Origin of the sequence: Sporofaciens sp. JLR.KK001, from assembly GCF_036941055.1 — a bacterium.
Lineage (GTDB): Bacteria > Bacillota > Clostridia > Lachnospirales > Lachnospiraceae > Sporofaciens.
In genome coordinates, this window is the sequence record NZ_JAYMNO010000001.1 from 3,085,500 (window position 1) to 3,109,544 (window position 24,045).

General features: G+C 46.0%; 18 protein-coding genes and 1 pseudogene. 1 reads left to right on the top strand and 18 read right to left on the bottom strand.

What is annotated here, in order from left to right; translation table 11 throughout:
• Positions 1 to 21: 21 nt before the first annotated feature.
• The 9 genes from VSQ62_RS15885 to VSQ62_RS15925 form a co-directional block, all read right to left on the bottom strand.
• Positions 22 to 2,379 carry a Helicase associated domain protein gene (locus tag VSQ62_RS15885; protein ID WP_334635789.1) on the bottom strand — a complete coding sequence of 786 codons (2,358 nt, stop codon included), beginning with the start codon at positions 2,377 to 2,379 and terminating at the stop codon, positions 22 to 24.
• A gap of 859 nt (positions 2,380 to 3,238) precedes the next feature.
• Entirely contained in the window at positions 3,239 to 3,715 is a 477-nt protein-coding gene (locus VSQ62_RS15890; protein ID WP_334635790.1) for a methylglyoxal synthase, read from the bottom strand.
• A 30-nt stretch (positions 3,716 to 3,745) separates the two neighbouring features.
• Complete coding sequence (locus VSQ62_RS15895) at positions 3,746 to 4,630, bottom strand: NAD(P)-dependent oxidoreductase (protein ID WP_334635791.1); 885 nt, start codon at positions 4,628 to 4,630, stop codon at positions 3,746 to 3,748.
• Positions 4,623 to 5,300 carry an LbetaH domain-containing protein gene (locus tag VSQ62_RS15900; protein WP_334635792.1) on the bottom strand — a complete coding sequence of 226 codons (678 nt, stop codon included), beginning with the start codon at positions 5,298 to 5,300 and terminating at the stop codon, positions 4,623 to 4,625. The genes VSQ62_RS15895 and VSQ62_RS15900 overlap by 8 nt, the downstream gene beginning before the upstream one ends.
• An 82-nt stretch (positions 5,301 to 5,382) precedes the next feature.
• A complete protein-coding gene (locus VSQ62_RS15905; protein WP_334635793.1) occupies positions 5,383 to 7,401 on the bottom strand; it encodes a DNA topoisomerase in 2,019 nt (672 codons plus the stop codon).
• Positions 7,402 to 7,470: 69 nt separating this feature from the next.
• Complete coding sequence (gene ppk1, locus VSQ62_RS15910; RefSeq protein WP_334635794.1) at positions 7,471 to 9,636, bottom strand: polyphosphate kinase 1; 2,166 nt, start codon at positions 9,634 to 9,636, stop codon at positions 7,471 to 7,473.
• Positions 9,637 to 9,754: 118 nt separating this feature from the next.
• A complete protein-coding gene (gene asd / locus VSQ62_RS15915) occupies positions 9,755 to 10,840 on the bottom strand; it encodes an aspartate-semialdehyde dehydrogenase (protein WP_334635795.1) in 1,086 nt (361 codons plus the stop codon).
• 13 nt (positions 10,841 to 10,853) lie between these two features.
• Entirely contained in the window at positions 10,854 to 12,242 is a 1,389-nt protein-coding gene (argH, locus tag VSQ62_RS15920; RefSeq protein ID WP_334635796.1) for an argininosuccinate lyase, read from the bottom strand.
• Between the two features lie 89 nt (positions 12,243 to 12,331).
• Positions 12,332 to 12,946, bottom strand: a complete 615-nt coding sequence (locus VSQ62_RS15925; protein WP_334635797.1) for an epoxyqueuosine reductase QueH — start codon at positions 12,944 to 12,946, stop codon at positions 12,332 to 12,334.
• Between the two features lie 129 nt (positions 12,947 to 13,075).
• Between VSQ62_RS15925 and VSQ62_RS15930 the strand changes: the two are divergent.
• A pseudogene (locus VSQ62_RS15930) lies at positions 13,076 to 13,219 on the top strand (spermidine/putrescine ABC transporter ATP-binding protein); the annotation flags it as partial.
• A 61-nt stretch (positions 13,220 to 13,280) separates the two neighbouring features.
• On the opposite strand, the gene VSQ62_RS15935 reads toward VSQ62_RS15930, so the two are convergent.
• The 9 genes from VSQ62_RS15935 to VSQ62_RS15975 all read right to left on the bottom strand — a co-directional run bounded on the left by VSQ62_RS15935 (position 13,281) and on the right by VSQ62_RS15975 (position 23,684).
• Positions 13,281 to 14,921 carry a recombinase family protein gene (locus VSQ62_RS15935; protein ID WP_334635798.1) on the bottom strand — a complete coding sequence of 547 codons (1,641 nt, stop codon included), beginning with the start codon at positions 14,919 to 14,921 and terminating at the stop codon, positions 13,281 to 13,283.
• A gap of 82 nt (positions 14,922 to 15,003) precedes the next feature.
• The gene (locus VSQ62_RS15940; protein WP_334635799.1) at positions 15,004 to 16,365 is read right to left on the bottom strand and encodes an ATP-binding protein; all 1,362 of its coding nucleotides are present in this window, start codon (positions 16,363 to 16,365) and stop codon (positions 15,004 to 15,006) included.
• Between the two features lie 137 nt (positions 16,366 to 16,502).
• Positions 16,503 to 17,396, bottom strand: a complete 894-nt coding sequence (locus VSQ62_RS15945) for a DUF5688 family protein (protein ID WP_334635800.1) — start codon at positions 17,394 to 17,396, stop codon at positions 16,503 to 16,505.
• Between the two features lie 47 nt (positions 17,397 to 17,443).
• A complete protein-coding gene (locus tag VSQ62_RS15950; RefSeq protein ID WP_334635801.1) occupies positions 17,444 to 18,394 on the bottom strand; it encodes a hypothetical protein in 951 nt (316 codons plus the stop codon).
• 122 nt (positions 18,395 to 18,516) lie between these two features.
• Entirely contained in the window at positions 18,517 to 18,684 is a 168-nt protein-coding gene (locus tag VSQ62_RS15955; protein ID WP_334635802.1) for a hypothetical protein, read from the bottom strand.
• Positions 18,685 to 18,832: 148 nt separating this feature from the next.
• Entirely contained in the window at positions 18,833 to 19,759 is a 927-nt protein-coding gene (locus VSQ62_RS15960; RefSeq protein ID WP_334635803.1) for a YqaJ viral recombinase family nuclease, read from the bottom strand.
• The gene (locus tag VSQ62_RS15965; protein WP_334635804.1) at positions 19,756 to 20,100 is read right to left on the bottom strand and encodes a DUF3848 domain-containing protein; all 345 of its coding nucleotides are present in this window, start codon (positions 20,098 to 20,100) and stop codon (positions 19,756 to 19,758) included. The genes VSQ62_RS15960 and VSQ62_RS15965 overlap by 4 nt, the downstream gene beginning before the upstream one ends.
• Positions 20,101 to 20,121: 21 nt before the next feature.
• Positions 20,122 to 21,054 (bottom strand): DUF932 domain-containing protein, encoded by a 933-nt coding sequence (locus VSQ62_RS15970; protein WP_334635805.1) that lies wholly within the window; start codon positions 21,052 to 21,054, stop codon positions 20,122 to 20,124.
• Positions 21,055 to 21,869: 815 nt separating this feature from the next.
• Complete coding sequence (locus VSQ62_RS15975) at positions 21,870 to 23,684, bottom strand: DUF4234 domain-containing protein (RefSeq protein ID WP_334635806.1); 1,815 nt, start codon at positions 23,682 to 23,684, stop codon at positions 21,870 to 21,872.
• Positions 23,685 to 24,045: the final 361 nt, after the last annotated feature.

Consider the following 24,045-nt stretch of genomic DNA (forward strand, 5'->3'; position numbering starts at 1 on the left):
TAGTGTCAAACATCCAACACACTAAGCAATACTCTTCTGAACTGATTTTCGGTTCCGGCTTTCCACTTTTCGCCGTCCCCACTCCATCCCAATCTCTTCAAGCCTTTGCACCTGATCTTCCCTCAGTTCTTTTCCAACACGCTTCCCGGCATACACCTGTTTCTGCTCATTGACCCACTTCGCAAGCCACACCCCGTCCGCCCGGTACTTCGAAGGAATATTCAGATTCCCATACTCTTCATAATAAGCCTTCGCAAGCCCGAACCTCACTTCCCAGGAATCCGGTTTCACCCAGACCATCCCAAGCTCATCCAACTGCCTCTGCTGCTCATCGGAATGCTTTTCTTTCCCTTTCTCTCTCTGATCCGCAATCCAGCCCCCAAGCTTATACCCGCCCGGACTCACATAAGATACTGGCACATTCAGATTCCCATACTCCTCATAATAAGCCTTCGCCTCAACATAACCTTTCTCCCACTGCCGCTCCGGCTTCGTCTTCCAGACCATCCCAATCCCGTCAAGTCTGCCGATCTGCTCCTGCGTCAGTTTCGCGCCGCTGGTCTTCCCCTTGCGGATCAACCGCTGCCGTCTGAGCCACCCGCCGATCTTAAGCCCCTTGGGCGATATGTACGCATTGGGAATATCCAGATTCCCATACGTCCTATAATACTGCAGACATTCCGTGAAATTCTCTTCCCACAAATAATCCGGCACATCCCAGATCATCCCGACCTCGTTAAGCGCCTGTATACGCTCCTCTGTCAGATAGCTTTTCTGGATTCCGCTCTTCCGGTAAGTCCGAAGCTGGCAGATCCATGCGCCAAGCCGAATCCCTGAGTCCGTCACATCGTTTACATTCGTATTTAGGTTCCCGTGATCCTCATAGTATTTCCTCGCTTCCTTGAAATACTTCTCCCAAGAAAGATCCCGGTAACTCCCCCAGACCATCCCGATCTGATCAAGCTTTCGTATCCGGTCTGTACCCAGTACGCCGTATTTCTCTCCGTCGCGAACCCTTCGCTGTGTCAGAAGCCACCGTCCAAGTCCGTAGCCTTCCTCCGTCCGGTACCGCATCGGAACCTCCAGATTCCCGTGCTCCCGGTAATACTGCTTCGCATGCTCATACATCAAATCCCAGGAAGCCGTCAACGTCTCCTCTAACTTTTCAAATAGTGCAATACAGTCCTGTATTTCATCTATCACTCTGAAATGCTCATTGACAATCTCATCCTCCCGATCCAAGAAATGATAATAAGAAGCGGCAACCTGCATTTCCTCCTCGATTATTCCAATACTATAGAGATTCTCTATATTCAGCACAATATCGAAGATGACTGCATCCTTCTTCTTGTTTGCCGATAACGCGCGCCCAATCTGCTGTTTATATATGATCGGCGACACAGTAGGCCGAAGCAGAACCACCCCGTCAATATCCTCCACATGAATACCTTCATTGAGCATATCGATACAATATAACAGTTTCAAATGCTCACTCTCGTCTGCCTTGAAATCTGCAAATGCCTGGCTCGTCGCCGGATCGTCGGAATAAGCCGTATAAATGTGCGGATTCCGATCCACTTTCCCGAACCACTCCTGCGCCTTCCCGATCATTTCCGACATATGCTCATAATTCGCACAGAAAATTATATACTTCCCGGCGATATTCTTCATATGCTTACGAAAGATCTCTTCAAGCCCGTCCGCCTGAGCCAAAGCATGCCGCAAGGCTTCTAACTGCTTCTCCCCTTCATCCCGGATCAGTTTGCTCTTCGCCGTTTGTACTCGTCTCTCATATTTCGCCAGCTCCTTCTGATAAGAGAACACGGACAAGACATACTTTGGAGGATTCAGGATCCCGCGCACGATCGCCTCGCCAAGAGTCATCTCTGAAGCTACATTCCCGTCAAACAACTCATCCGACATATCTCGCTGGTTGTCCAGATAACGGATCGCCGTTGCCGAAAGCCCCAGCACTTCTGCATTCGGATACATAGACAACAGGTTCTCTACCCCCTGCCCCCAGACGGCCGCGCCGCAGCGGTGGAATTCATCTAATATAATATAATCTGGGCAGATCTCTTCCAACTTTTCATCCGTCATTGACATCAGCTTCGCATAAGTATAGAACCTGACATTCTCAAGGCACCTTACATCTTTCCCTGTATTCGCCGCCAGATTCTCCACTTGCGTCCGGAAGATATATTCCGACGGTGATAGCCAGCAGACAATCTTCTCCGGGAAATCCTGGCATAACCTGAACCCTATAAAAGATTTCCCCGTTCCCGTCGGATGGATGATCGCCGCCTTCCCTGCCGTTTTCAGCATATCCAGAGCCGCCTGATAGGCTGTCTGATTGTGTTCGTATAATTCAATTGACATATCCACGGCTCCTTTCCTGCGCATATCTCGTCAAAAATGTAATGAAGTATAGTACTTCATTACAAAGAGCCGTTTCACCTCTATTTCACGCCATTCTCAATTCGTTTGACTAGAATTTTGACGGCGGTCATTTAAGAATCGGTATGCAAAAACCGCGGATTTATAGCTTCTTCCCCCTTATTTTTGTGGAAATAACAGATCTTATAGAATTTGACTAGAATTTTGACGGCGATAGATTGAAAATCTCCTTATTTTCTTGATTTTATCGCCGGAAAGAAATGAAAATTTATGATTTTTTAAATGAAATTTACAGAAATACCATCAGAAATCCTGTTCACACCCCTTCAAAATGTTGACAAAACCATTTTTACATGGTAGTATAACGTAAATAAACGAATTATTAATATGATTTTTTGCAAAAAAAATGTAATGAAGTACTATAATTCATTACATTTTTCTTTACTCTTTGATTTTGTCCATGCACTAGTACACCGAAAAAAAGTTTCTAGCCATATAACGCAGAATGATTTTTCATATGCAAGGCGGAGAAATGAGGCGTAGTGGGCGCTACACCGATTGACGACAACGATGCAGATGGAAAATCAGGCAAGTTATATGGCTGGTTACTTATTATTCGGTGTACTAGTACATCATTGCATTAATTCTCAAGTAATAAGCACTATTACTTCAAGATTAATGTAATGATGTACTAGTCTTTTGTAACATTAGATTTTACTCCGATAATTTTCTAACTGATGAAATATCCCAACAACACTTACGACATTCTCTTCCACGGAAAATATAACACTATATCACGCAATACTTATTAGCAATCAAATTATACTAAATCTACAGTACCCTACTTCATCTGCTCCACCCGCTCCTGCACGGTCCGATTGAAGTTCTGCACCTTCCTGTCATAAGTCCCTTCCATATATCTAGAATTCAGCAGGAAATCTGCCGTCGCCAGATTATTCGCGATCGGGATATCATATACCACCGCGATACGAAGGAGCGCCTTCACATCCGGATCATGCGGCTGCGCCTCCAACGGATCCCACAGGAAGATCATGAAATCAATCTGCCCCTCCACGATCTTCGCGCCGATCTGCTGGTCTCCGCCTAACGGACCGCTGTTATAGCCCTTCACCGGCAGGCCGGTCTTCTCCGCGATCAGCCTGGACGTCGTTCCCGTCCCGCACAGGAAATGTCCCTTCAAGATCTCCTTATTCTTATCGCACCACTCCACCAGCTCTTTCTTCTTGCCGTCATGCGCTACCAACGCGATATGCTTCGTCTTGCCAATCTCAAATGTTACATAATTCTCATTTGCCATCTTACATTTCTCCTCTCGTTACTTAATCCTCTATTCTTCATCCCCGCAGGCCGTCTCCTCATAATACTTCATAAGCGCCTGCGTTCCAAGATCTCCATGTCCTTCCGCCGCCAATATCTCATAATTCGCCAACACCTGGCTTAACACCTCCAGGCACAGACCGCTTCTGTTCGCCTCCATAAGCGCAAGTTTCATATCCTTGATAAAATGCTTCATGAAGAAACCAGGCGCATAATCATCCGCCAGGATCTTCGGACAAAAGGTATCTAACTGCTTACTTCCCGCCGCCCCTGTGGACACCGAGTCAAGAAGCACCTGCAGGTCAAGCCCTTTCGACTTCGCATAAGTCAACGCCTCACAGACACCGGACAGGGTTCCTGCGATCATGATCTGGTTTGCAAGCTTGGCATGCTGTCCGCATCCGGCCTCTCCCTGATAGTTGATGTTCGTTCCCATCGCCTCAAAAAGCGGCATACAAGCATCGTAGTCCTCTTTCTTACCACCAACGAGGATGGACAGGGTTCCCGCCTTCGCTCCGGCATCTCCGCCTGTCACCGGTGCGTCCAACACATGGAAGCCCTTCCCGCTTCCCGACTCATAGATCTTCTTAGCAAGCATCGGGCTTGTAGTCGTCATATCGATCAGATATGTTCCCGGCGCCGCGCTGTCCAGGATATTCTGTTCATCAAAATACACTTCCTCCACATCCTGCGGGAATCCGACGATGGTGATCACCGCTTCGCAGGACTCCACGCAGTCCTTGATGCACTCATGGAATATCGCTCCTTCGCCGATCACATCCTCCACCTTCGATCTCGTCCTTGCATAGATATGAAGCTCGAACCCGGCTTTCATCAGATTGCGGACCATGGACTTGCCCATGATGCCCACACCTATAAAACCTATCTTATGCATCTCTTTCCTCCTTCTCCACAACTTCTCCCTGTCTCTTATAGATACTGCCCGCCGGCACATATCCCCTGACACAGGAGAGCGGGTAGATATTCGTATTGCTTCCCACCACGCTGCCTGGATTCAGCACCGTGCCACAGCCAACCTCCACCTCATCGCCAAGCATGGCACCGAACTTCTTGATCCCCGTCTCGATATTCCCTTTGGGCGTCTTTACTACGACCAGTTTCTTATCCGACTTCACATTGGATGTGATAGAGCCTGCTCCCATATGGGCCTTAAAACCGAGAATAGAATCTCCCACATAATTATAATGAGGCACCTGTACTTTATTAAATAATATCACATTCTTAAGCTCCGTAGAATTGCCGACCACAGCGCCCTCGCCCACGATCGCGTTGCCGCGGATGAACGCACACTGCCTCACCTGCGCATTCTTCCCAATGATCGCAGGTCCGTGGATATACGCAGATTCGAAGACCTCCGCCGACTTGGCGATCCACACATCTTCGCCCACCTTATCATACTCTTCTTCAGGCAAAGCTGCGCCGAGACGCAGTATGAATTCCCCGATCTTCGGAAGCACCTCCCACGGGTAGGTCACTCCGTCGAAGATCTCCTTCGCGATCGTCTCCTCCAATGTGTACAATTCCTTAACTGTCAATTCCTTCATGATGTCTTATTCTCCTCTCTTTCTGAGTATTATACTCACAGCTGATGAAACCTGCCATGCGTATCATGCCGGCCACAGCTGCTTACTTTGCCGACTTGCCCTCCTTCACAGGCTTCCTGTACGCCTGTGCCGCCCTGTCATAGCAGGACCGAAGCTGATCCTGATTGTACAGCGCCTTCACGCCCTCCGTCCTGCTCACGATAAAATGATCCAGCTTCTTCATATATTCATCTGGCGTAATCTCTCCGTCAGCCACATAGGTAAGCCCCTTCTCCCAGCTCGCCGTAAGCTCCGGATTCAGCAGCGACTTGATGGAATGCTCCACCACGTCGAAGATCATTTCCCCCAACAGTGTCGGCGTCACAACCTGGGTCTTCTGATTCAGGGCAAGGTATTCGATGTTAAATAATTTCTTCAATATCTCGCCTCTAGTGGCGCTGGTCCCAATTCCGCTTCCCTTGATCTGCGCCCTCAAGTCCTCATCCTCGATAAGCTGCCCCGCATTCTCCATGGCAAGGATCATCGAACCGGAATTATACCGCTTCGGCGGAGTCGTCTTGCCCTCCTTGATCTCCAGAGCCTGGACCGGAAGCGTCATGCCCTTCTTCAAGGTCTGTATCTTCTGGAAAAATGCAGCGTCCGTGTTCTCATCGCCGTCTTTCTTCTCGCCGTCCTTCTTCTGCCCCGGGATTCCTGCAACCTTCAGATACCCTTCCTCTGCCAACACCTTGAAGCTGGCGAAGAAGGACTCCTCCTTCATCTTCGTCACGATCGCGGTCTTCTGATAGACCGCCGGAGGATAGAAGATACTCAGGAACCTTCTCACGATTACATCATACACCTGCGACGACAGGCGCGGCAGGGAATGGAGTTCATTCATCCCTTGTCCCGTGGGAATGACCGCGTAGTGGTCAGTGATCTGCTTGTCATTGACATACCGGGTCTTCTCTAAGCCCTTATGACTTCCAAAGCCTACGATTTCCTTAAGATATGGTACTGCCGGCTCGTATTTCATCAGACCGTTCAGGTTCTTGTGGATCTCCTTCGCCACCGCCGCAGACAAGACCCTGGCATCGGTTCTTGGATATGTGACCAGCTTCTTCTCATATAATTCCTGTACGATGCGAAGCGTCTCGTCCGGGCTGATCTTGAACCGCTTCGAACATTCATTCTGCAGCTCCGCAAGGTTGAACAAGAGCGGCGGATTCTTCTTCTCCTTCTTCTTCTCTATGGAAATGATCTGGCAGGTGAGTGGCTCCTCTGCGCTCAGATAAGCGATCAACTCTTCTGCCTTCTTCCTCTCCTTGAATCCATTTTCCTTATAGAGGTCAAACGACTCGAACCATCTCGACCCCTTCACCGCCCGCCATTCTCCTTCGAAAGTCTCCCCCGGTTCTCCGTTCGTGCTCACCACCCGGTAGAACGGAGTCTCGACAAATTCGCGGATCTCCCGCTCCCGACGGACCACCATGCCCAGCACGCAGGTCATGACTCTTCCCACTGATATGGCAGAATACCTGGTCTTCAGATAATTAGAAATGCTGTTACCGTATTTCAGCGTCAGAAGCCGCGAGAAATTAATTCCCATCAGATAGTCTTCCTTTGCCCGAAGATAAGCGGACGCCGACAGATTATCATATTCCTTCAGATCCTTCGCCTCCCGGATGCCGCGTAAGATCTCTTCCTCCGTCTGGGAATCGATCCAGACTCTTCGGCGCTCCTTTCCTTTCACATTGGCCTGCTGTTCTACCAAGCGGTAGATATACTCTCCCTCCCGTCCAGAATCGGTGCAGACATAGATCCGATCCACGTCCTTCCTGTTCAGAAGTCCCGAAACGATCTGAAACTGTTTGGCAACCGCCGGAATCACCTCATACTTGAATTCCTTCGGTATAAAAGGCAGGGTCTCAAGGCTCCACTTCTTAAGCCCCGGATCGTACACCTCCGGATAACTCATAGTAACCAGATGCCCGACGCACCAGGTAACTACCGCCTCATCCGACTCCAGGTACCCGTCTCCTCTTCTCGCCCTTATCTTCAGCGCTTTTGCAAATTCCTGCGCCACACTGGGTTTTTCCGCAATATAAAGTGACTTCCCCATATAACTGTCAATCTCTCCCACCTGTTCTGTATTGTCTGTGCCGGCGAAATCTCTGCCTGCACACAGTCATCATTTCCTGATATTCTCCAGGAATCCTTTGATCCACTCGCTGATTGTCCTATCCTTGTCCGGCTCCTCTCTCTTGGCATGGATCGCTTCCTCCATGAACGCCGCCTGGGAATCCACCTGAGAATCCGCGGCCTTCTTCCTCACATACGACCCGTCGCTTTGAAGCACCCTTGCCTTCACATTGTCGCTTAACATCACCTTCAAGTAATGGTTGATCTGCCGCCGGATATTGTCGTCTAAGATCGGGCAGGCAACCTCCACCCGCTTCTCTGTATTCCTCGTCATCATATCAGCCGAGCCGATATAGATCTTCTGGGACGCACCCGTGCCGAAGCTGAATATCCTCGCATGCTCCAGATACCTCCCTACGATACTCATCACCCGGACATTCTCCGTATAGCCTGGAACACCCGGAAGGATACAGCAGATCCCCCGAACGATCAGGTCCACCCGCACTCCAGCCCTGGAGGCCTCGCAGATCTTGCTGATATAATCCACATCCGTCAGCGAATTCATCTTCATGATGATCCTGCCGCCGCTTCCTTTCCTGATCTCCTCATCGATCAGATACAGGACCTTCTGCTTCAGGCTGGTCGGAGCTACGATCAGATGCTCATAAGTGCCGTCCAGATTCCCGATGGACATATTCTTGAAAAACTCTACCGCGTCCTTCCCAATCGCCGGATTCGCGGTCATCAGCGACAGATCCGTGTACATGGCCGCCGTCTTCTCATTATAATTACCGCTTCCGATCTGCGTGATATACTGGATCTCATTCCGGCTGCGGTAAGTAATCAGACAGATCTTAGAGTGCACCTTATAAGACTCAAATCCATAGATCACACGGCATCCGGCCTCCTCCATCCGTTCGGACCAGTCGATATTATTCTGCTCGTCGAACCTGGCCCGAAGCTCGATCAGCACGGTCACATCCTTCCCGTTCTCCGCAGCCGCACACAAGTATTCAACCAGCCTTGCCTTCTTCGCAAGACGGTAGATCGTGATCTTGATGGTCATAACATTGGGATCCACAGAAGCTTCCTTGATCATCTTAAGGAACGGATTCATACTCTCATAAGGATAGAACAGCAGAATGTCCTTCTTCTTTACCTGGCGCATCATGCCGCCGTCCTGTACATGAGCTGAATTCTGGGGTGTAAAAGGATGATAAGTGAGCGAACGCTTCATGGATTCCGGCAGCTTATCACTGATAGCAAATATAAATGCCAGCTTCATCGGTATCTTCGTTCGGAAGATCTGATGCGGCTCAATGTTGAATTTCTCACAGAAATACGCTTCCATATCCGGTTTTAGCTTCTCCGCGATCTCAAGCCGGACCACCGCCATTCTCCGCCTCTTATGTAAAGTCTCCTTCATAAGGTAACGGAAATCATCGCTGACTTCCAATGCCTCATCATCCGGCGCAATATCGGCGTTTCTCGTCACACAGATATAGTTGGCGTCCGACACCTCGTACTTGGAGAAGACAAGATCCAGATGCTCCATGATCACCTTCTCCATCCGAATATAACGGATATCATGGCCCGGAAGATACAGGACGTCCGATACAAACTGCGGGATCGGAACAAGCCCCATCATACTCTTAGAGTTCGACTTCTCCTTGAACTTAAGATTCGCCGTAACATAGACCTCCTTATTCAGCAGATGCGGAAACGGATGATTGGCATCCACGATCTGAGGAGACAGCACCGGCAAGATCTGATCCTTAAAATACTTCTTCACATACTTCTTCTCATTCTGCTCCAATTCCTTGAAGTTCATTCCGCATATACCGTAAGGACTCAACTGCTTCTTAATATCCGCATAAGCCTTATCCCGCTCCTTATAAAGCGGCGCGGCCGCCTCGAATATCTTATCAAGCTGCTCCTTGGGCGTCATACCGGAACGGCTGTCCCGTCTGTTCGCATCCGTATGCGCCATATCGAACAGGCTGCCCACACGGATCATAAAAAACTCATCCAGATTGCTGCTGAAGATCGCAACAAACTTCATACGCTCCAGAAGAGGCACCGATGTATCCTGTGCCTCCTCCAATACTCTCTTGTTGAATCTCAGCCACGATAACTCCCGGTTCTGAGTATAATTTAGAATCTCTTTATCCATATCTGTTACCTCACGTTCTTGATCTTCTTTATATTTTACCACCTGTGTATTAGAAAGAAAAGTAAGAATATGAACTATTTCTACAGAATAAGATTATATCAGATTTATAAAGAAGAGAAGATATGCGTATCTGCCCCGGCAAATTGCCGGGGCGATAGATTTACTTTACTTTGATGTAACCCTTGGCGGTCAGCGCCTCAGCGCAGAGGACCGCGCCTCCGGCCGCGCCGCGGACTGTATTGTGGGATAATCCCACAAACTTGTAATCATAGATGCTGTCTTCTCTGAGACGTCCGATGGAAACACCCATCCCGTTCTCATAATCAACGTCCAGGGTCACCTGCGGACGGTTATCTTCCTCAAGATATTGGATAAACTGCTTCGGGGCGCTTGGTAAGCCGGCCTCCTGCGGATATCCCTTATAATTCACCAACTTTTCGATCAGCTGTTCCTTTGTCGGCTTCTTCTCGAACTTAACAAAGACTGCCGCCGTATGTCCGTTTAAAACCGGAACACGGATGCACTGACAAGTGATCTTCGGCAGGGCAGCCTTCACGATCTGCCCTTCTTCCACCTTACCCAGCACACGGAGCGGTTCCTGCTCGCTCTTTTCTTCCTCTCCGCCGATATAGGGGATGATGTTCTCTATCATCTCCGGCCAGTCCTTAAATGTCTTGCCCGCTCCTGAGATCGCCTGATAAGTAGTCGCAACCACTTCCGTCGGACCGAATTCCTTCCAGGCTGCAAGGCAGGGCGCATAACTCTGGATCGAACAGTTCGGTTTTACCGCGATAAATCCGCGGGTCGTTCCCAGACGTTTCTTCTGAGCCTCGATCACGTCGAAATGCTTTGCATTGATCTCCGGCACTACCATCGGAACATCCGGAGTCCAGCGGTGTGCGCTGTTGTTTGAAACCACCGGAGTATCCGTCTTCGCATACTCTTCCTCTATGGCCTTGATCTCCTCCTTCGTCATATCCACGGCGCTGAACACGAAATCAACGGTCGCCGCAACCTTCTCAACCTCATTCACATTCAGCACGGTCAGCTTCTTCACACCCTCCGGCATCGGCGTGGTCATCTTCCAGCGATCTCCTACCGCCTCCTCATAGGTCTTCCCTGCCGACCTTGGGCTTGCGGCCACCGTCACGACCTCAAACCACGGATGGTTCTCAAGCAGTGAGATAAAACGCTGTCCCACCATCCCCGTTGCTCCTAAGATCCCTACTCTTAATCTCTGTTCCATTCTCATCCACTCCTTAATCCTTCAAGTATTCGTTCATATATTTCCTATAAACGGCGGCAGCTTCTTCCATCGCTTCTCTTCCCGGTGCTCCCGTTGTCACCCGCTTATTGACACAAGTCTCCATACTGATCGCGTCATAGATATCCTCCTCAAATACCGCTGAGATCTTCTGGTACTCGGGAAGCGGCAGTTCATCCAGCGCAATCCCCTTCTCGATACACAGAAGCACCAACTGACCCACGATCCCATGCGCATCCCTAAACGGCACTCCATGATTCACCAGATAGTCAGCGGCATCCGTCGCATTGGTAAATCCATGCTTCGCGCTGTCTTCCATCCGATCCTTCCGGAAATTCATGGTCCGCAGCATCCCTGTAAAAAGCGCAAGACATCCCTTCGCCGTATCAATGGCGTCAAACGCCCACTCCTTATCCTCCTGCATATCCTTATTATATGCAAGGGGTATTCCCTTCATCGCGACCAAAAGCGCGTTCAGCGCGCCGTAGACACGTCCGGTCTTGCCGCGTACCAGCTCCGCAATATCCGGATTCTTCTTCTGCGGCATGATGCTGCTCCCGGTACTGTAGGCGTCGTCGATCTCCACAAACTGATATTCATTGGAATTCCAGATAATAACCTCCTCGGCAAATCTGCTCAGATGCATCATCATAATAGACAATGCCGACATGAGCTCTATCAGATAATCCCTGTCCGATACCCCGTCCATACTGTTCATAGTCGGTCCCGCGAATCCAAGCAGGTTCGCTGTATAATCCCGGTCCAGCGGATAAGTGGTGCCCGCCAATGCACCGGAACCAAGGGGACAGGTATTCATACGCTTGTAAATATCCCGCAGCCTTTCATGGTCGCGCCTGAACATCTCAAAATACGCTCCCATATGATGAGCAAGCGTCACAGGCTGTGCTTTCTGCAGATGGGTGAAGCCCGGCATATAAGTATCCATATGCTCCTCTATGATGGAAAGAACCGCCCAAAGAAGCTCTTCTATCAAATGATCAAGAATATGTACCTCGTCTCTCACATACAGTTTCATATCCAGAGCCACCTGGTCATTCCGGCTCCTTCCCGTATGCAGCTTCTTTCCCGGGTCTCCGATCCGGTCGATCAGCGTCGCCTCCACGAAGCTGTGGATGTCCTCATACTGCTCCGTGATCTCAAGCCTGCCGTTCTCTACATCCGTAAGAATCCCTTCCAGCCCCGCTATAATCTTCTCCTTCTCCATATCCGTAAGGATTCCCTGCCTCGCCAGCATCATAACATGCGCAATGCTTCCCCGGATGTCCTGTGCATAGAATCTCCTGTCAAATGAGATCGATGCGTTAAAATTATATACCAGCTGGTCCGTCTCCTTCGTAAAACGGCCGCCCCATAACTGTGCCATAGTTTTCATCTCCCTTATATTTATAAAATATCTCATACATTGTAACATCTCAGACAAGCCGTCCTGTCACATTCAGCGTGCACCGCCTGCTACGCCCTGCGCGGCACCTCAATGGAATATTCACACCCGCAGTAATCCTGCCGGTACAATCCATACTTCTTCGACAGCTCAATCGAACGCTTATATCCATTCTTCTTCTTAAAATCAGACGGCAGATAGCTGACTCCATATTCTTCTGCCAGCCGCGTCCCGATCTCGTTCAGCTTCGCCGCATTCTTAAGAGGACTGATGCTTAATGTTGTCGCAAAATAATCAAAACCAACTTCCCTCGCAAGCCTTGCCGACTCCCGAAGTCTTAATTCATAGCACCTGAAACACCGTTCCCCGCCTTCTTTCAGTTGCTCCAGCCCTTCCGCCATCTCGTAGAAACGATCCTTATCATAATTGCCTGCGATAAATGAGATCGGATGCTGTGTTTTCATTTCCCCGATCAATGTCTGCTGCTCCAAGATCCGCTTGGTATATTCACTCTCCGGGTAAATATTAGGATTATAATAGAATACGGTAATCTCAAAATAATTACTCAAATACTCCATCACATAGCTGCTGCAAGGCGCACAGCAGCTATGAAGCAGAAGCCTTGGTATCTTCTCTTCCTTTCCCAGACGCTCGATCAATTTCTCCAGTTCCCTCTGATAATTCATCTGAATGATTCTCCTCCAAAGACTATACTTTTGAATTATAACCGCTTTAGGCGCTTCTGACAAGATGAATCCGTCACTAAATTATGATATTTACATAAAATAGATATATAGTCATCACAGGAGGTTCCTATGGAACAAGTATTAGAACTTAAGAATATCCACTACGCCTATCACACCCTGGAGGGAGAGACCCCCGCTCTTACGGACATATCTTTTGCACTGAACAAAGGGGAATTCGTATCCATAGTCGGACCTTCGGGATGCGGCAATGCGATGTGTCCGCAGCGGAAACAATTTGCCCGGCAGCCACCGATTTGCTTCCGCTTTTTCTATATCAATGGCTGCCATAGATAAAAATATGGGCCTGCTCTCCATCCCAGACAACCTTATCAAGAATCATACGCAGATACTCTCTTTTTTCCGGCACAGAAAGGGTATCAAACAAATTCGCAAAAGAAGAAAGCTGTTCCTTCAGAAATTCCAGCTGCTCTTTATCTCCCTGTACACTTCTTCCGTCCTCTCCTATATCTGACCTCTCTTTTTCCAACGCTGTACATTCCTCGTTGAGCTTCACGATCTGCTTTTCTATCTGGCTTATAAATTCTTCATTCCCTCCTGATTTTCCAAGCACATGGATCAGATTTTGCACTTCCTTTTTACGGCTCCTGATTTCCTGATCCAGAATGTCAACAGTTGAAATTTTATCTTCTTTCGTTTCGCTGATTCGCTCTACCGCTTTTTCTAACATCTTATGGATATTGGAATTTTCCTCTGAATATCGCAAGACCTCCCTGCAGACCAGCTCATCCAATGTATTGCCCTGCACGTTTGATACAGAACATTTCTCCCCATGTGTCAGATCCTTATACGGGCAAAGATAAGAAAATTTCCTGTCACCCTTTTCCGTCACTTGTTCAGAAGAATAATATTTCGGACGCATCACATGCCCGCAGGAACAATATAAAAGCCCTGACAAAAGAGATACCTTATTTTGCGGTTTATGCCACATATCTCCTCTGGAACGATTTCTCTCAAGGATATTTTGTATTTTTACAAATTCTTTCCCAGTCACAATCCCTTTATGTCTGCCTAACGCAATAATCCATTTTTCCGGTGAATTATCCTTTCCTTTGTATTCTGTAGAAGATGTCTTCGCATAGGAGATCATCCCTCTTGTTCCATCCGCTTCCTCTTCATCCATACAAACCTGACACCCCAGATTCCAAAAGTATGTATAAGACTCCTGATCTGCCGTACAATACACCGGATTCGTTAAAATATCCCGTATAGCAGTTGTTGAATATTCTTTACCGCGCTTTGTCCGAATATCGTGGTTCAAAAAATATTTCACAATTCCGACTAACGATTGTTTTTCTAAATATTCACGAAATATAAAACGGACAATTTTCATCTCCTCTTCGTCAACTACAAGCCGGAAACTCTTTTTATTCCTGCCGTTTATAGATACCTTCTCCTCCGCTTCTGCCGTAAAACCAAGAGGTGTATTCCCTCCCAGCCATCTGCCTTTTCTGGCAAGCATAATCATATTATCCCGTACACGTTCTGCAATCTGTTCCCGTTCCATTTGTGCCAATACTCCGGCAAAGTAAAGCATTGCTTTGCCGATCGGTGTAGATGTATCAAACCGTTCCTTGATACTAATAAACGAAACATTCAGCTTATTTAAAGTCTCTACCAGATTTGCCAGATCTGCAATATTTCTTCCTAATCTATCCAGTTTATAACATACCAGATAATCACAATTTCCTTTTTTGATTTCTCCCATCATCTTCTGAAACTGCGGACGGTTGGTATTTTTCCCGGAATATCCTTCATCCTCGTATTCTATAATCTCTGCATTTTCCGATTCAGGGATATTGTATCTGATATAATCCTTACACATAGAGATCTGATTTTCTACGCTTTCACCCCTGCCTGTCCATTTCGATTTTCTGCTATAAATAAAAATTCTCATGCCCCACATTCTCCCTTACAGATTGAAGAAAACAGGCAAGAGTATTCTCCTGCCTGTACGACTATATATAAATGGTCTTGTACTATTCGCTTTCTCTGTCAAATGCAACCCTTCCCATCAGATAAATGGGAATTGTAATAATCTTACCCGCACATCCGCCGTAAGTATCTCCCTTTAAATAGTAAATATAAGACACCTTCCCATCCCGGAGCATTTGCATAGCTGTCTTTCCCTGATTCTTTCCTGCTTTTACCTCAACCGCATAATTTACATAATTCATTCTGCTGTTTACAAAAAAATCAAGTTCTCCCTTCTGATAAGAAGCAAACATTGGTGTATTTCCCGCTATCATCATAGACTCCGCTTGTTTTTTCAAATACAGATACACAAAATTTTCATTCACAATTCCCTCTATATCACTTGGAGCAGCGCCCGCTATATTTAAAAAATAGAAAGCTGCACCCACATCACAGAAATAGAAACGGCAATTAGGGGTGACATTCAAAATATTGCCTTCGTTTACCTTTCCGCAATAGCCAATAATATGTGAGCGGTAAAACCATGCAATCGCATGATTAATACTCGTTTTCGTAACCCGGTTTGTATCCTCATGAAACACAATCTTTGACAGCTCCTTAACAAGATCAGAGGAACCCTTCTTTTCTTTTAACATGAGCTGTGCAATTGCAGGCAAAAGCTGTTCCAAAAGATTCATTTGCAGAATATCATCAAAATATCGTTCTGATTCCTGCACAAAAATATGAATAATCCCTCCGATTTCTTTTTGCGCCTCCTGTATACTGCCTGTTTCAAGATACTTTTTTACAACCGTCGGATATCCTCCAATTTGACAATATATCTTATAGAAGCTTTTTACTTCTTCATATTCTTCCGGCTTACTTTCACCATACAAGTCTAACTTGTTATAAACCTCCCCCTTCCCCGCCGCATCTAAAAATTCTTCAAAGGACAACGTATTCAATGTTATTGTATCCAAATCACCCGCTGGCAGAAAATACCCTTTTTCGATTACTTTTCCCAAGTAACTGCCTGTAACTATAAAATGTGCCTGAAATTCTCTTGCAAACTGTCTAATCAACGAAAATACCCTGGCTGATTCTTGTATTTCATCTATGAATATAATTGTTTCTTCAGTATCTGCAAAACTTTTATCAAACAGCTCTAACGCCTTATGAATGGGTTTTTCTACTCTTATCTCTCCCGGTTTCCATTGTTCTGCCGTATCAAGACACGTCAAAAAATCCCTTCCTGTTGTCTGTGCCATATTAATGTAGATACAGTTCTTATAATTTTCCCTTGCAAACTTTGAGATGATATATGTTTTTCCAACCTGCCGCGCTCCTTCTACTTCCAATACTTTTCCAGAATAATTCTTTTTCCACTCTAGCAGGCTTTCGTAAATATCTCTTTTTAAATCCTTCATAATCTCCCTCTCTTACAATGTCTGCCTAAAATCCCATTTCATTTGTATTTTACCACAGAGAAATATCCTGCACAATCCACAAATGAAAAGAAAGCCTGGCTCGTACTAAGCCTCACTTTATTTAAGTGAGGCTCCTCCTACACAACAATTCTCACCTCATCCTTCTCCCTATCATAATAATACACCGAATCCGACAGCCATTGCTCCTGCTTTATCATCCCCGATTCCTCATTCACTTCACAGACCAGATTCTTTAATCCAGAGCCTTCATATACCCCGTCATCCTCCAATGCTAAAAACTCATGAATCGAACACGGCAATAAGTACAGATTATTGTTACGCTCTTTGGCAAACCTGCGAAGGATATCTTTTCTCAGAATTACTCTTGCACCATAGCACTGTCTCGCATTTGACAGAACATAAAGCGCTCCGCATTGCTCTTTTACATCCTCTTCCATTGCCTCTTCTCCAATCACATCCCCCAGCACAGACTCTATACTCTTAACCAGGAAACTCTCTTTCTTCAGATTCTCCTGTGCCGCTTCCCACAATTCTTCCAACTCGATCTCCCACTTTTTCATCAATTCCTGACTAACCGTTAGTGTGGCATGAACCGCCTCATTTTCTGCCAGAAATACTACGAATATCACCGCAAAGTCCAGATACTCCTTATATGGAACCTCTCTTAACATTTCCATATTCCATTTCTTCTTCACAAGGCGCAGTTCGATCCTGCGTTTTGCCGACTGCCAGCTCTCCGGTATATCTCCCCGGCCAACGAAGGATTCCTCTTCACACAGATGATACAGGCCTTCCACACAGGCTTCCAGATTACTTTCCATACCGCTCTCTTCATACAGGTCTCTTAAATAAATTCTCAGATGAAGCTCCTTTCCATCCTTTTCAATGACCAACGCATCCTCATTTGTTCCATTTAATCTTTCTACCATACTCAGGCAAACTTTTGCTTTTTCCCCCACACGCTCCTGCAAGGCTTTCTGTAACTTATAAATAAATTCTGGATAATTCATCTTTCCTACCTCCTGATCTATTTCTTTACTGATCTTTTCTTTACTGTCTAAGCTGCTACTTTTGTTTTCGTTTTTTTCAGACCGTTCAGCGCTTTCGTATATATTTCCGGCGTCATCTGCTCAAACGTATCAATCTGATATCTTGCCAGCACTGTTGCCGCCGGGATTCCTGTCCGCTCCAGTTCTTTTTCCAGCACTTCCATCTGCTGATCCGTAACCCCGGTTTCTTCCTGCGCTGTCATTGCTTGCTGCCCCGGTTCTGATTGCTGTCTCGCCTTTGATTCCTGCTTTGGCTTTGACTCTGGCTTTGTCTGCTGTCCCATGCCTGATTCCCGTCCTGATTTTGTCTGCCGATCGGACCTTGCATCCCTCCCGCTTCTGCTTCCCTGGGATAATTCAAATACCAGATATCCCTTCCCATTTACCACCGTAAGCTCCACGATCTCCCGCTGTTCGTTATATGCAATCGACCGGACATAGAACCGGTCGTATGTAACATATTTGTTATCCTTTTTCTGAATCGACACTTTCTCCGCCGGGATCCAGATAAACGGAGCGGTATACAACTCCCTTCCCACTCCCCAGTTAAAACAGGCACGTTTGAAAGAATCCGATGCCTGCCCTTTTTCTTTCTCCGAATAGCTGGTCGTACCGACATCCTGTTTGGCGATCCACTGGCACTTCCCCGCATCCCATATCTCAACCGTACAGTACAGGTTCCCGTCTATGATCTGATGAGTCCGCTTCCACCCAAAAGGAGTAAATGTCTCATCCAAGATCTTCTGGTCCACACGGGCATCCTTATAAAGCAGCAGGCTTAACCCCCTCTCATTGATGGTTGACACCCTGCACTCGATCTCGTCGGCTCTCAGCAGACGGACAGATAATTCCTCGTTGTCAGACCTACAAGTTCCGCTATTAGAATTCTGTGTTTCTTTCTTATCCGATTCTTTGATATTAGACGCCCTCCGTGCTAATTCTTCCTTTACCCCTGACATAATCTACCTCCGTGCATAAAATAAGAGAGAGACATTTTCTGCCTCTCCCTTAACATTTTTTATTCTTATACTTGCTAGTTTTTCACCCAAGCATTTTACAAAATGCTTCTTCACTGACGGCTTCAATCTCTGACATATCGTTCCATACTCTCATATCTTCTGTCCAGCGCCTCCATTTTTTCTGCTTTTACATCTATCATCCGATCCACACTGCCTGAAAATTCTTCAAAAAGAAGTTTCTTTTTGAAGACAATCTGTCCGTCATTATATAAACCTTTTACTGCCAACATTCTTTTCACCTCTGTTTTCTACCATAAGCTTCTGTCCATCGTTTCCATCTCCTTGATTATAACCGATTTTTCAGCTATTATATATCGACTTTGCCAAGATTTCCTTATAAAATCATGACATTTTTCGCATTCTTTCTGCTACTAAGCATTAAGCTACCTTTACCGTAAACCTCCGGCTCTCCACCGTCTTCTGGTACTGCTTATATACTTCCGGCTTTTCTTCCTTCAGACGCTTCTCGTCAATCCGGTTACTGCTCACCGACTTCCAGGATACCCGGTACTGTTCATTCTCCGCGATCTCTGCCTCCCCAAGATACAGCTTCAATTCCTGTTCGATCAGCCTCTTCTCCGTCTCCAGCTCCGCCATCTTCTCAGATAATTCCTGACGGCGGTCTAATTTCTCATTGAACCCGGCAAGCAAGATCTTCCCCGGCACAGATCTCCTGAAATACTCTGCGATCACACGGTCCGCTAACTTGGAGCCGTCCGGGTCCGGCAGGATTCCCGCCTGTACACGGTTCTTCCAGAAATCCTCTTCAATCCGGATCAGATCGGCAAGCATATCTTCATCCCGTTCTAACCGGTAATATTTGAACTCCCTCCCATAGATCAGAACTGCGATATACCAGGCATCTGTATTGCACACGGACATATAATGATGGCATTGCAGTTGGTAATGCAATGGAATCCTGCCGTCCTCCCATTTATCTGCCAGATAGGGGCTTGCGGTCTTACACTCCAATCCTGCATTCTCATTGACCACCATCCGGTCTACATCTGCCAGCATAAACGGATGCTTCTCATCATAAAACATGGCGTTGGCCCTGCGTACCTTCTTTCCTGTCGCCTCCATAAACCGCCTCGCCACATAATCCTCAAACTCCCGCCCCTGGCGCATTGCCTCATTATCAAGATCCTCTGTATCCTCCGTAATCTTGTCCTGATATACCTGCATGGCGGTACGATAGGGATTCAGCCCGCACACTGCCCCGGCATCCGAACCTCCGATCCCCCTCTTCCGGTATTTCAGCCACTCAGCCTTATCCAGCCCCAACGTAGACACCAGTTTCTTCATATCCCATTCTCCTCCTTCATAATCCTGTAATCCATCCGGATCTTCCCTAATTCTCGATTCAAGCAGAACTGTAGTTCTCCCATATACGAGTCTTGGTATCCCATCCATTCTTCATAGAGGAATTCTAAAATATCCGGAAATGCGATCGTCGCCTCCAGAGTCTCCCTCGACATCCTCCTGCTCATTTCCAAAAGCAGCTCATAGATGCTGATGATACAGTCGATCTGGTAGGCGGCATGGTAGATTGCTTCCTTTTCTTTCTGTAAGACCTGATATTGAAAAAGCTTCAGTTCCCCATTGATCTTCCAGCAAAATGTCTGCTGCAACCGTTTTCTGTACATGTATTCCCTCATCTCATCCCATCACGCAGCACAGACTATCTGGTATGCCTTGTCTATTACCGGGTTCCCGTCTACGGTGCGGGAAAACAGGTTCTCCTTGTAATTCGCCGTCTTGCGGAGAGGCTCTGCATGGGTCGCAAAATCAGATACCGCATTGACAAAGCGGTAGGCATTCTTCCCCACGCCCTGCAAATCCGGTGCGTCAAAGTAGCGGATTTTCATATCCTCCCGCAACCGCTTCATATTCTTCTCCTGCTGAGGCGTGGAACCGTCCTCAATCGGAAGTAAAATCTCAATATATTCCATGACCTGTTTGTCTGTCAGCTTCTTCATGCGAAGTGCTTCAAACTCTTTGCCAAGCTCGTCCATGTAGTTTTCTGCCAGGAACAGGGTATCCTTTGCCTCCTGCATTTTCTCCCTGATATCCCCGGTATGGATCATAGACCATGAACGTTTCGCACTTGCCAACGCCAGGTTTAAGGTGTTCTGACACACCACCCGGATCGGTGTCAGCGCAACCTTAATCGCACCGGAACCGTCGTGGGTATTAGAAAACAGCAGGTACGGGCTGATCCTCTCGCCGGATATGATGTACTCATGGGGCATATGGGCAAGCAGCCATACCTTCCTGCCGCCCTGCAGGCTCCCGGCTGTCTCGTATTTCACGCCCGCCCCTAATAATTCGTCCGTAAATGCAAAGGCTTCGTCGTTCTGAATCACCCTGTAACGGTCTGTAACAACGCCAAGCACCTTGCGGTCAGAATCCCTCACATTTGCCTTGTAGCCGTCTACCAGTTCTTCCATGGCTGTGTAAATCGGTTCCTGCAGGACACGCCAGTCCAACCCTGCCAACTGCAATGCGTCCTTAGAAGCAGGGGCTTCTAATACCTTCGTCCCTAACCCATGCCATGGGGTTTCCCTTACATAAAACATACTCTCAACATTTGCCACCATAATCGAAATCTCCTCTCTCAATCAACCTTTGTTTTTGTATTCTTTTCTACCTCTTGCCGGTTCTGGCGGTAGTCAGTCCCATTAAATTTGACTGCCGCCAGTTTCCGGCAACTATCAGACGATACTTCTTAATTAATCTTCTTCCGCTATAATCTCTGCCAGCTTGACGCCGCACCCAATAATAAATAATGCAATCTCAATGCCTTTCATCCTTCTGCCTCCTTTCCCCAACACCGCAGGATAATCCTAACGATTGCCCTGCCAATGTTCTTTACTATAATCCTGAATCCGTGAACCATTTGGGTGAAAAATTTCCGGAGAGTTTGAAAATACTATGCTTTTGGTGATTTATTCTCCTAAAATACTTTCACCCAATAGTGAAAAATATTTGGAATCCTATAATTCCGACCCCCCTGTAGTTATTCGATTTTTAACATATTTTCACCTTTTGGGTTCACGGATTCAGGTATAATGATAATCTCCCAGATATGCCATTCCTCCTCTCTGGGCATAACAAATGGCAGGAAGATGATTTCCTCCTGCCACTTCTATGAATGGTTTCATGATAATAATATATAACTGAACCTTGCTACTTTTACTATACTTCTGAAAACTACCACTAACAGAGAAAAGGTGTCCGATTCGGACACCTTTTTCATCTGTAATATTTCACTTCTAATATATGGAACATAGTTACACAGCTAACAAACTTTCTATACTTTAAAATATGAAGCAGTTTGTTTCAGACAACCTCATATTACTACGGAAAGACAGGGAGATTATTCTTCTTGTCAGTTCAATTTATGATAATCTATTTACCACTGATTAAACTCGAACGGCCTTGTATAGCTTTGATTATCTGTAATTCCCATGATAACTCCTGCATCCATACCCATAAGTTCTCCCTGCCCTAAGGCAATCATATTTTCAGAATCTGACCAAATAAGGGTAATAATGAAACCACTTAAATCTGCCTGTACTGTTTTACTATCTACAATTTGTCCTTGTACAGTCGCAACATCATACGATAAATCCAAACATCCAAGTGTAAGATTAACCGAATCATTTGAAACACCTGAAACACTGATTTTTCCAGTAAAACCTCCGTCTACTACACTTGTACAAATATAAACACCTTCCATGCCAATAAAGGGCTCTGCTGCTTGTCCAACATTTGCTTGTCCAACACCATTTATCTCATCTTCCACACGCTTGATTAATTCCACATTCTTTTTCTCAAAGTCATTGAAGACTGCTTCAGAATTAAATTGATCTGACGGTACCGTCCCCTCATACCATGACATACTTTCAAAGTATGCTTTTAACCCCTCGTCTTGAAAAATATATCCGTGCCTTGCAAAGATTTCATTTCTCCCAATCGCCATATCTTCCGCAGCAATGCTTCTAACCTCATCCTCGGATAAATATTTTTTATCACTATCCGGGAAAATATATTCTTCATTCACGTATCCTTGAATTTCTTCTTCTGCAAGCTGTACTGCAACAATTTCAGCAACAATGCCAGCTTCTTCCCTTATCCCTACGCTGATTCTGCTGTTTATATCAAGATATGCTTTTCTGCCTTCGTCCTCTCCTGCATTTTCATACTTATCTGCCAAACATCCTTCCGCTTCTTCAATAGACATTCCTAATTTCACGCCATGAAAACTTGGTGTACCGTCCGCATTGCCAGTAATAATAATCATATTTATTATGCCATCTGTACAATCTACAACGACATTTCCATCTAAAAGCTGATACCCAATTTCATCTTCATCGTATGTAAAATCTGTATCTTTCAATATTTCTTCCGACTGTCCAATAAGCCCCTCTATGTCTGCGTCTGAATAACTAATCTTTTCCTCTACTATACGTTCTATTTCTTGTGAATCTTCTGTAGAATCTTCTGTAAATAATACACTTAACATCAAAAAAATCGTAGCAAGCACCGCAATTAAGAATACGCCATATCCAATCAATACATTTCGTACCAAATGAGGATGTGGATTTTTGAGTCTTGGTAAATCATTTTCAGAAATCTCACCATTATATGCCTTTGCTAATATATTCATATTATCGACCATAATATAAGTAACAACAATCATTCCTATTCCCGGCATTATTGTACATCCAAGGATTTCCCATAATAATATGCCACTACCTTTTTCCCGTACATTTACATTATATCTCGGTGCTATATTATGCAGGCGTTCTCCTTGCACATACCACCAATAGATTCCATATATCCCACATGTAATAGCACTCAATAAAAGTACAACAATATAATTTTTACTTTCTTTTCTGTCTCCTTCACATAGCCGATTCATGTCCTTTACATAACCATACAGAAAGTAAATTCCATAAATCCCACAAGTGACAAATGAAAGTAATAGATACTTCCAAAAGCTTCTATACTCAATTCTACTTTTATTATCATTTACAGACATTGAATGATTTACAACTTGCTGCGCCTTCTCGCTCACTTTACTCTGTCGATTTATATTTTTTTCTATTCCCTTTGAACCCTCCACATTCTCTTCTGCCAACCTTTCATTCCCTATCAAAGTTCCACAATATGGACATTTAACCCATCCTTTTTGTATCTCTTTTCCACATTTCCTGCAAAACATCTTTTAGTTCTCCTAGTATAATAATGGTGTAGTCAAGAATGACTACTGGTTAATAGTTACAAAGTCCAATCTAATAAATCTATATAGATATAACGGAAGGAGGAATTCCCCCTCCATCAGAAGTTATAAGGCAACATTATTTACCTTGTCTGAGGTTTCCTTAATGCGCCAGACAAAATATAGAGGTATAATCACTGAAGGCAGGATCATTGACGTATTCTCCTTGGGAACCAGCCTTGTAGCTGGTGAAACCTCTTAGAAAGTCTGTCAGTCCATTCGGTGGTGATTTATGTTTTGGCTGGTTGGGAAGCCCCAGGCTATACCTGTATAAGCCGCTAGGTTGTGTAGCCATCTTCTGGAA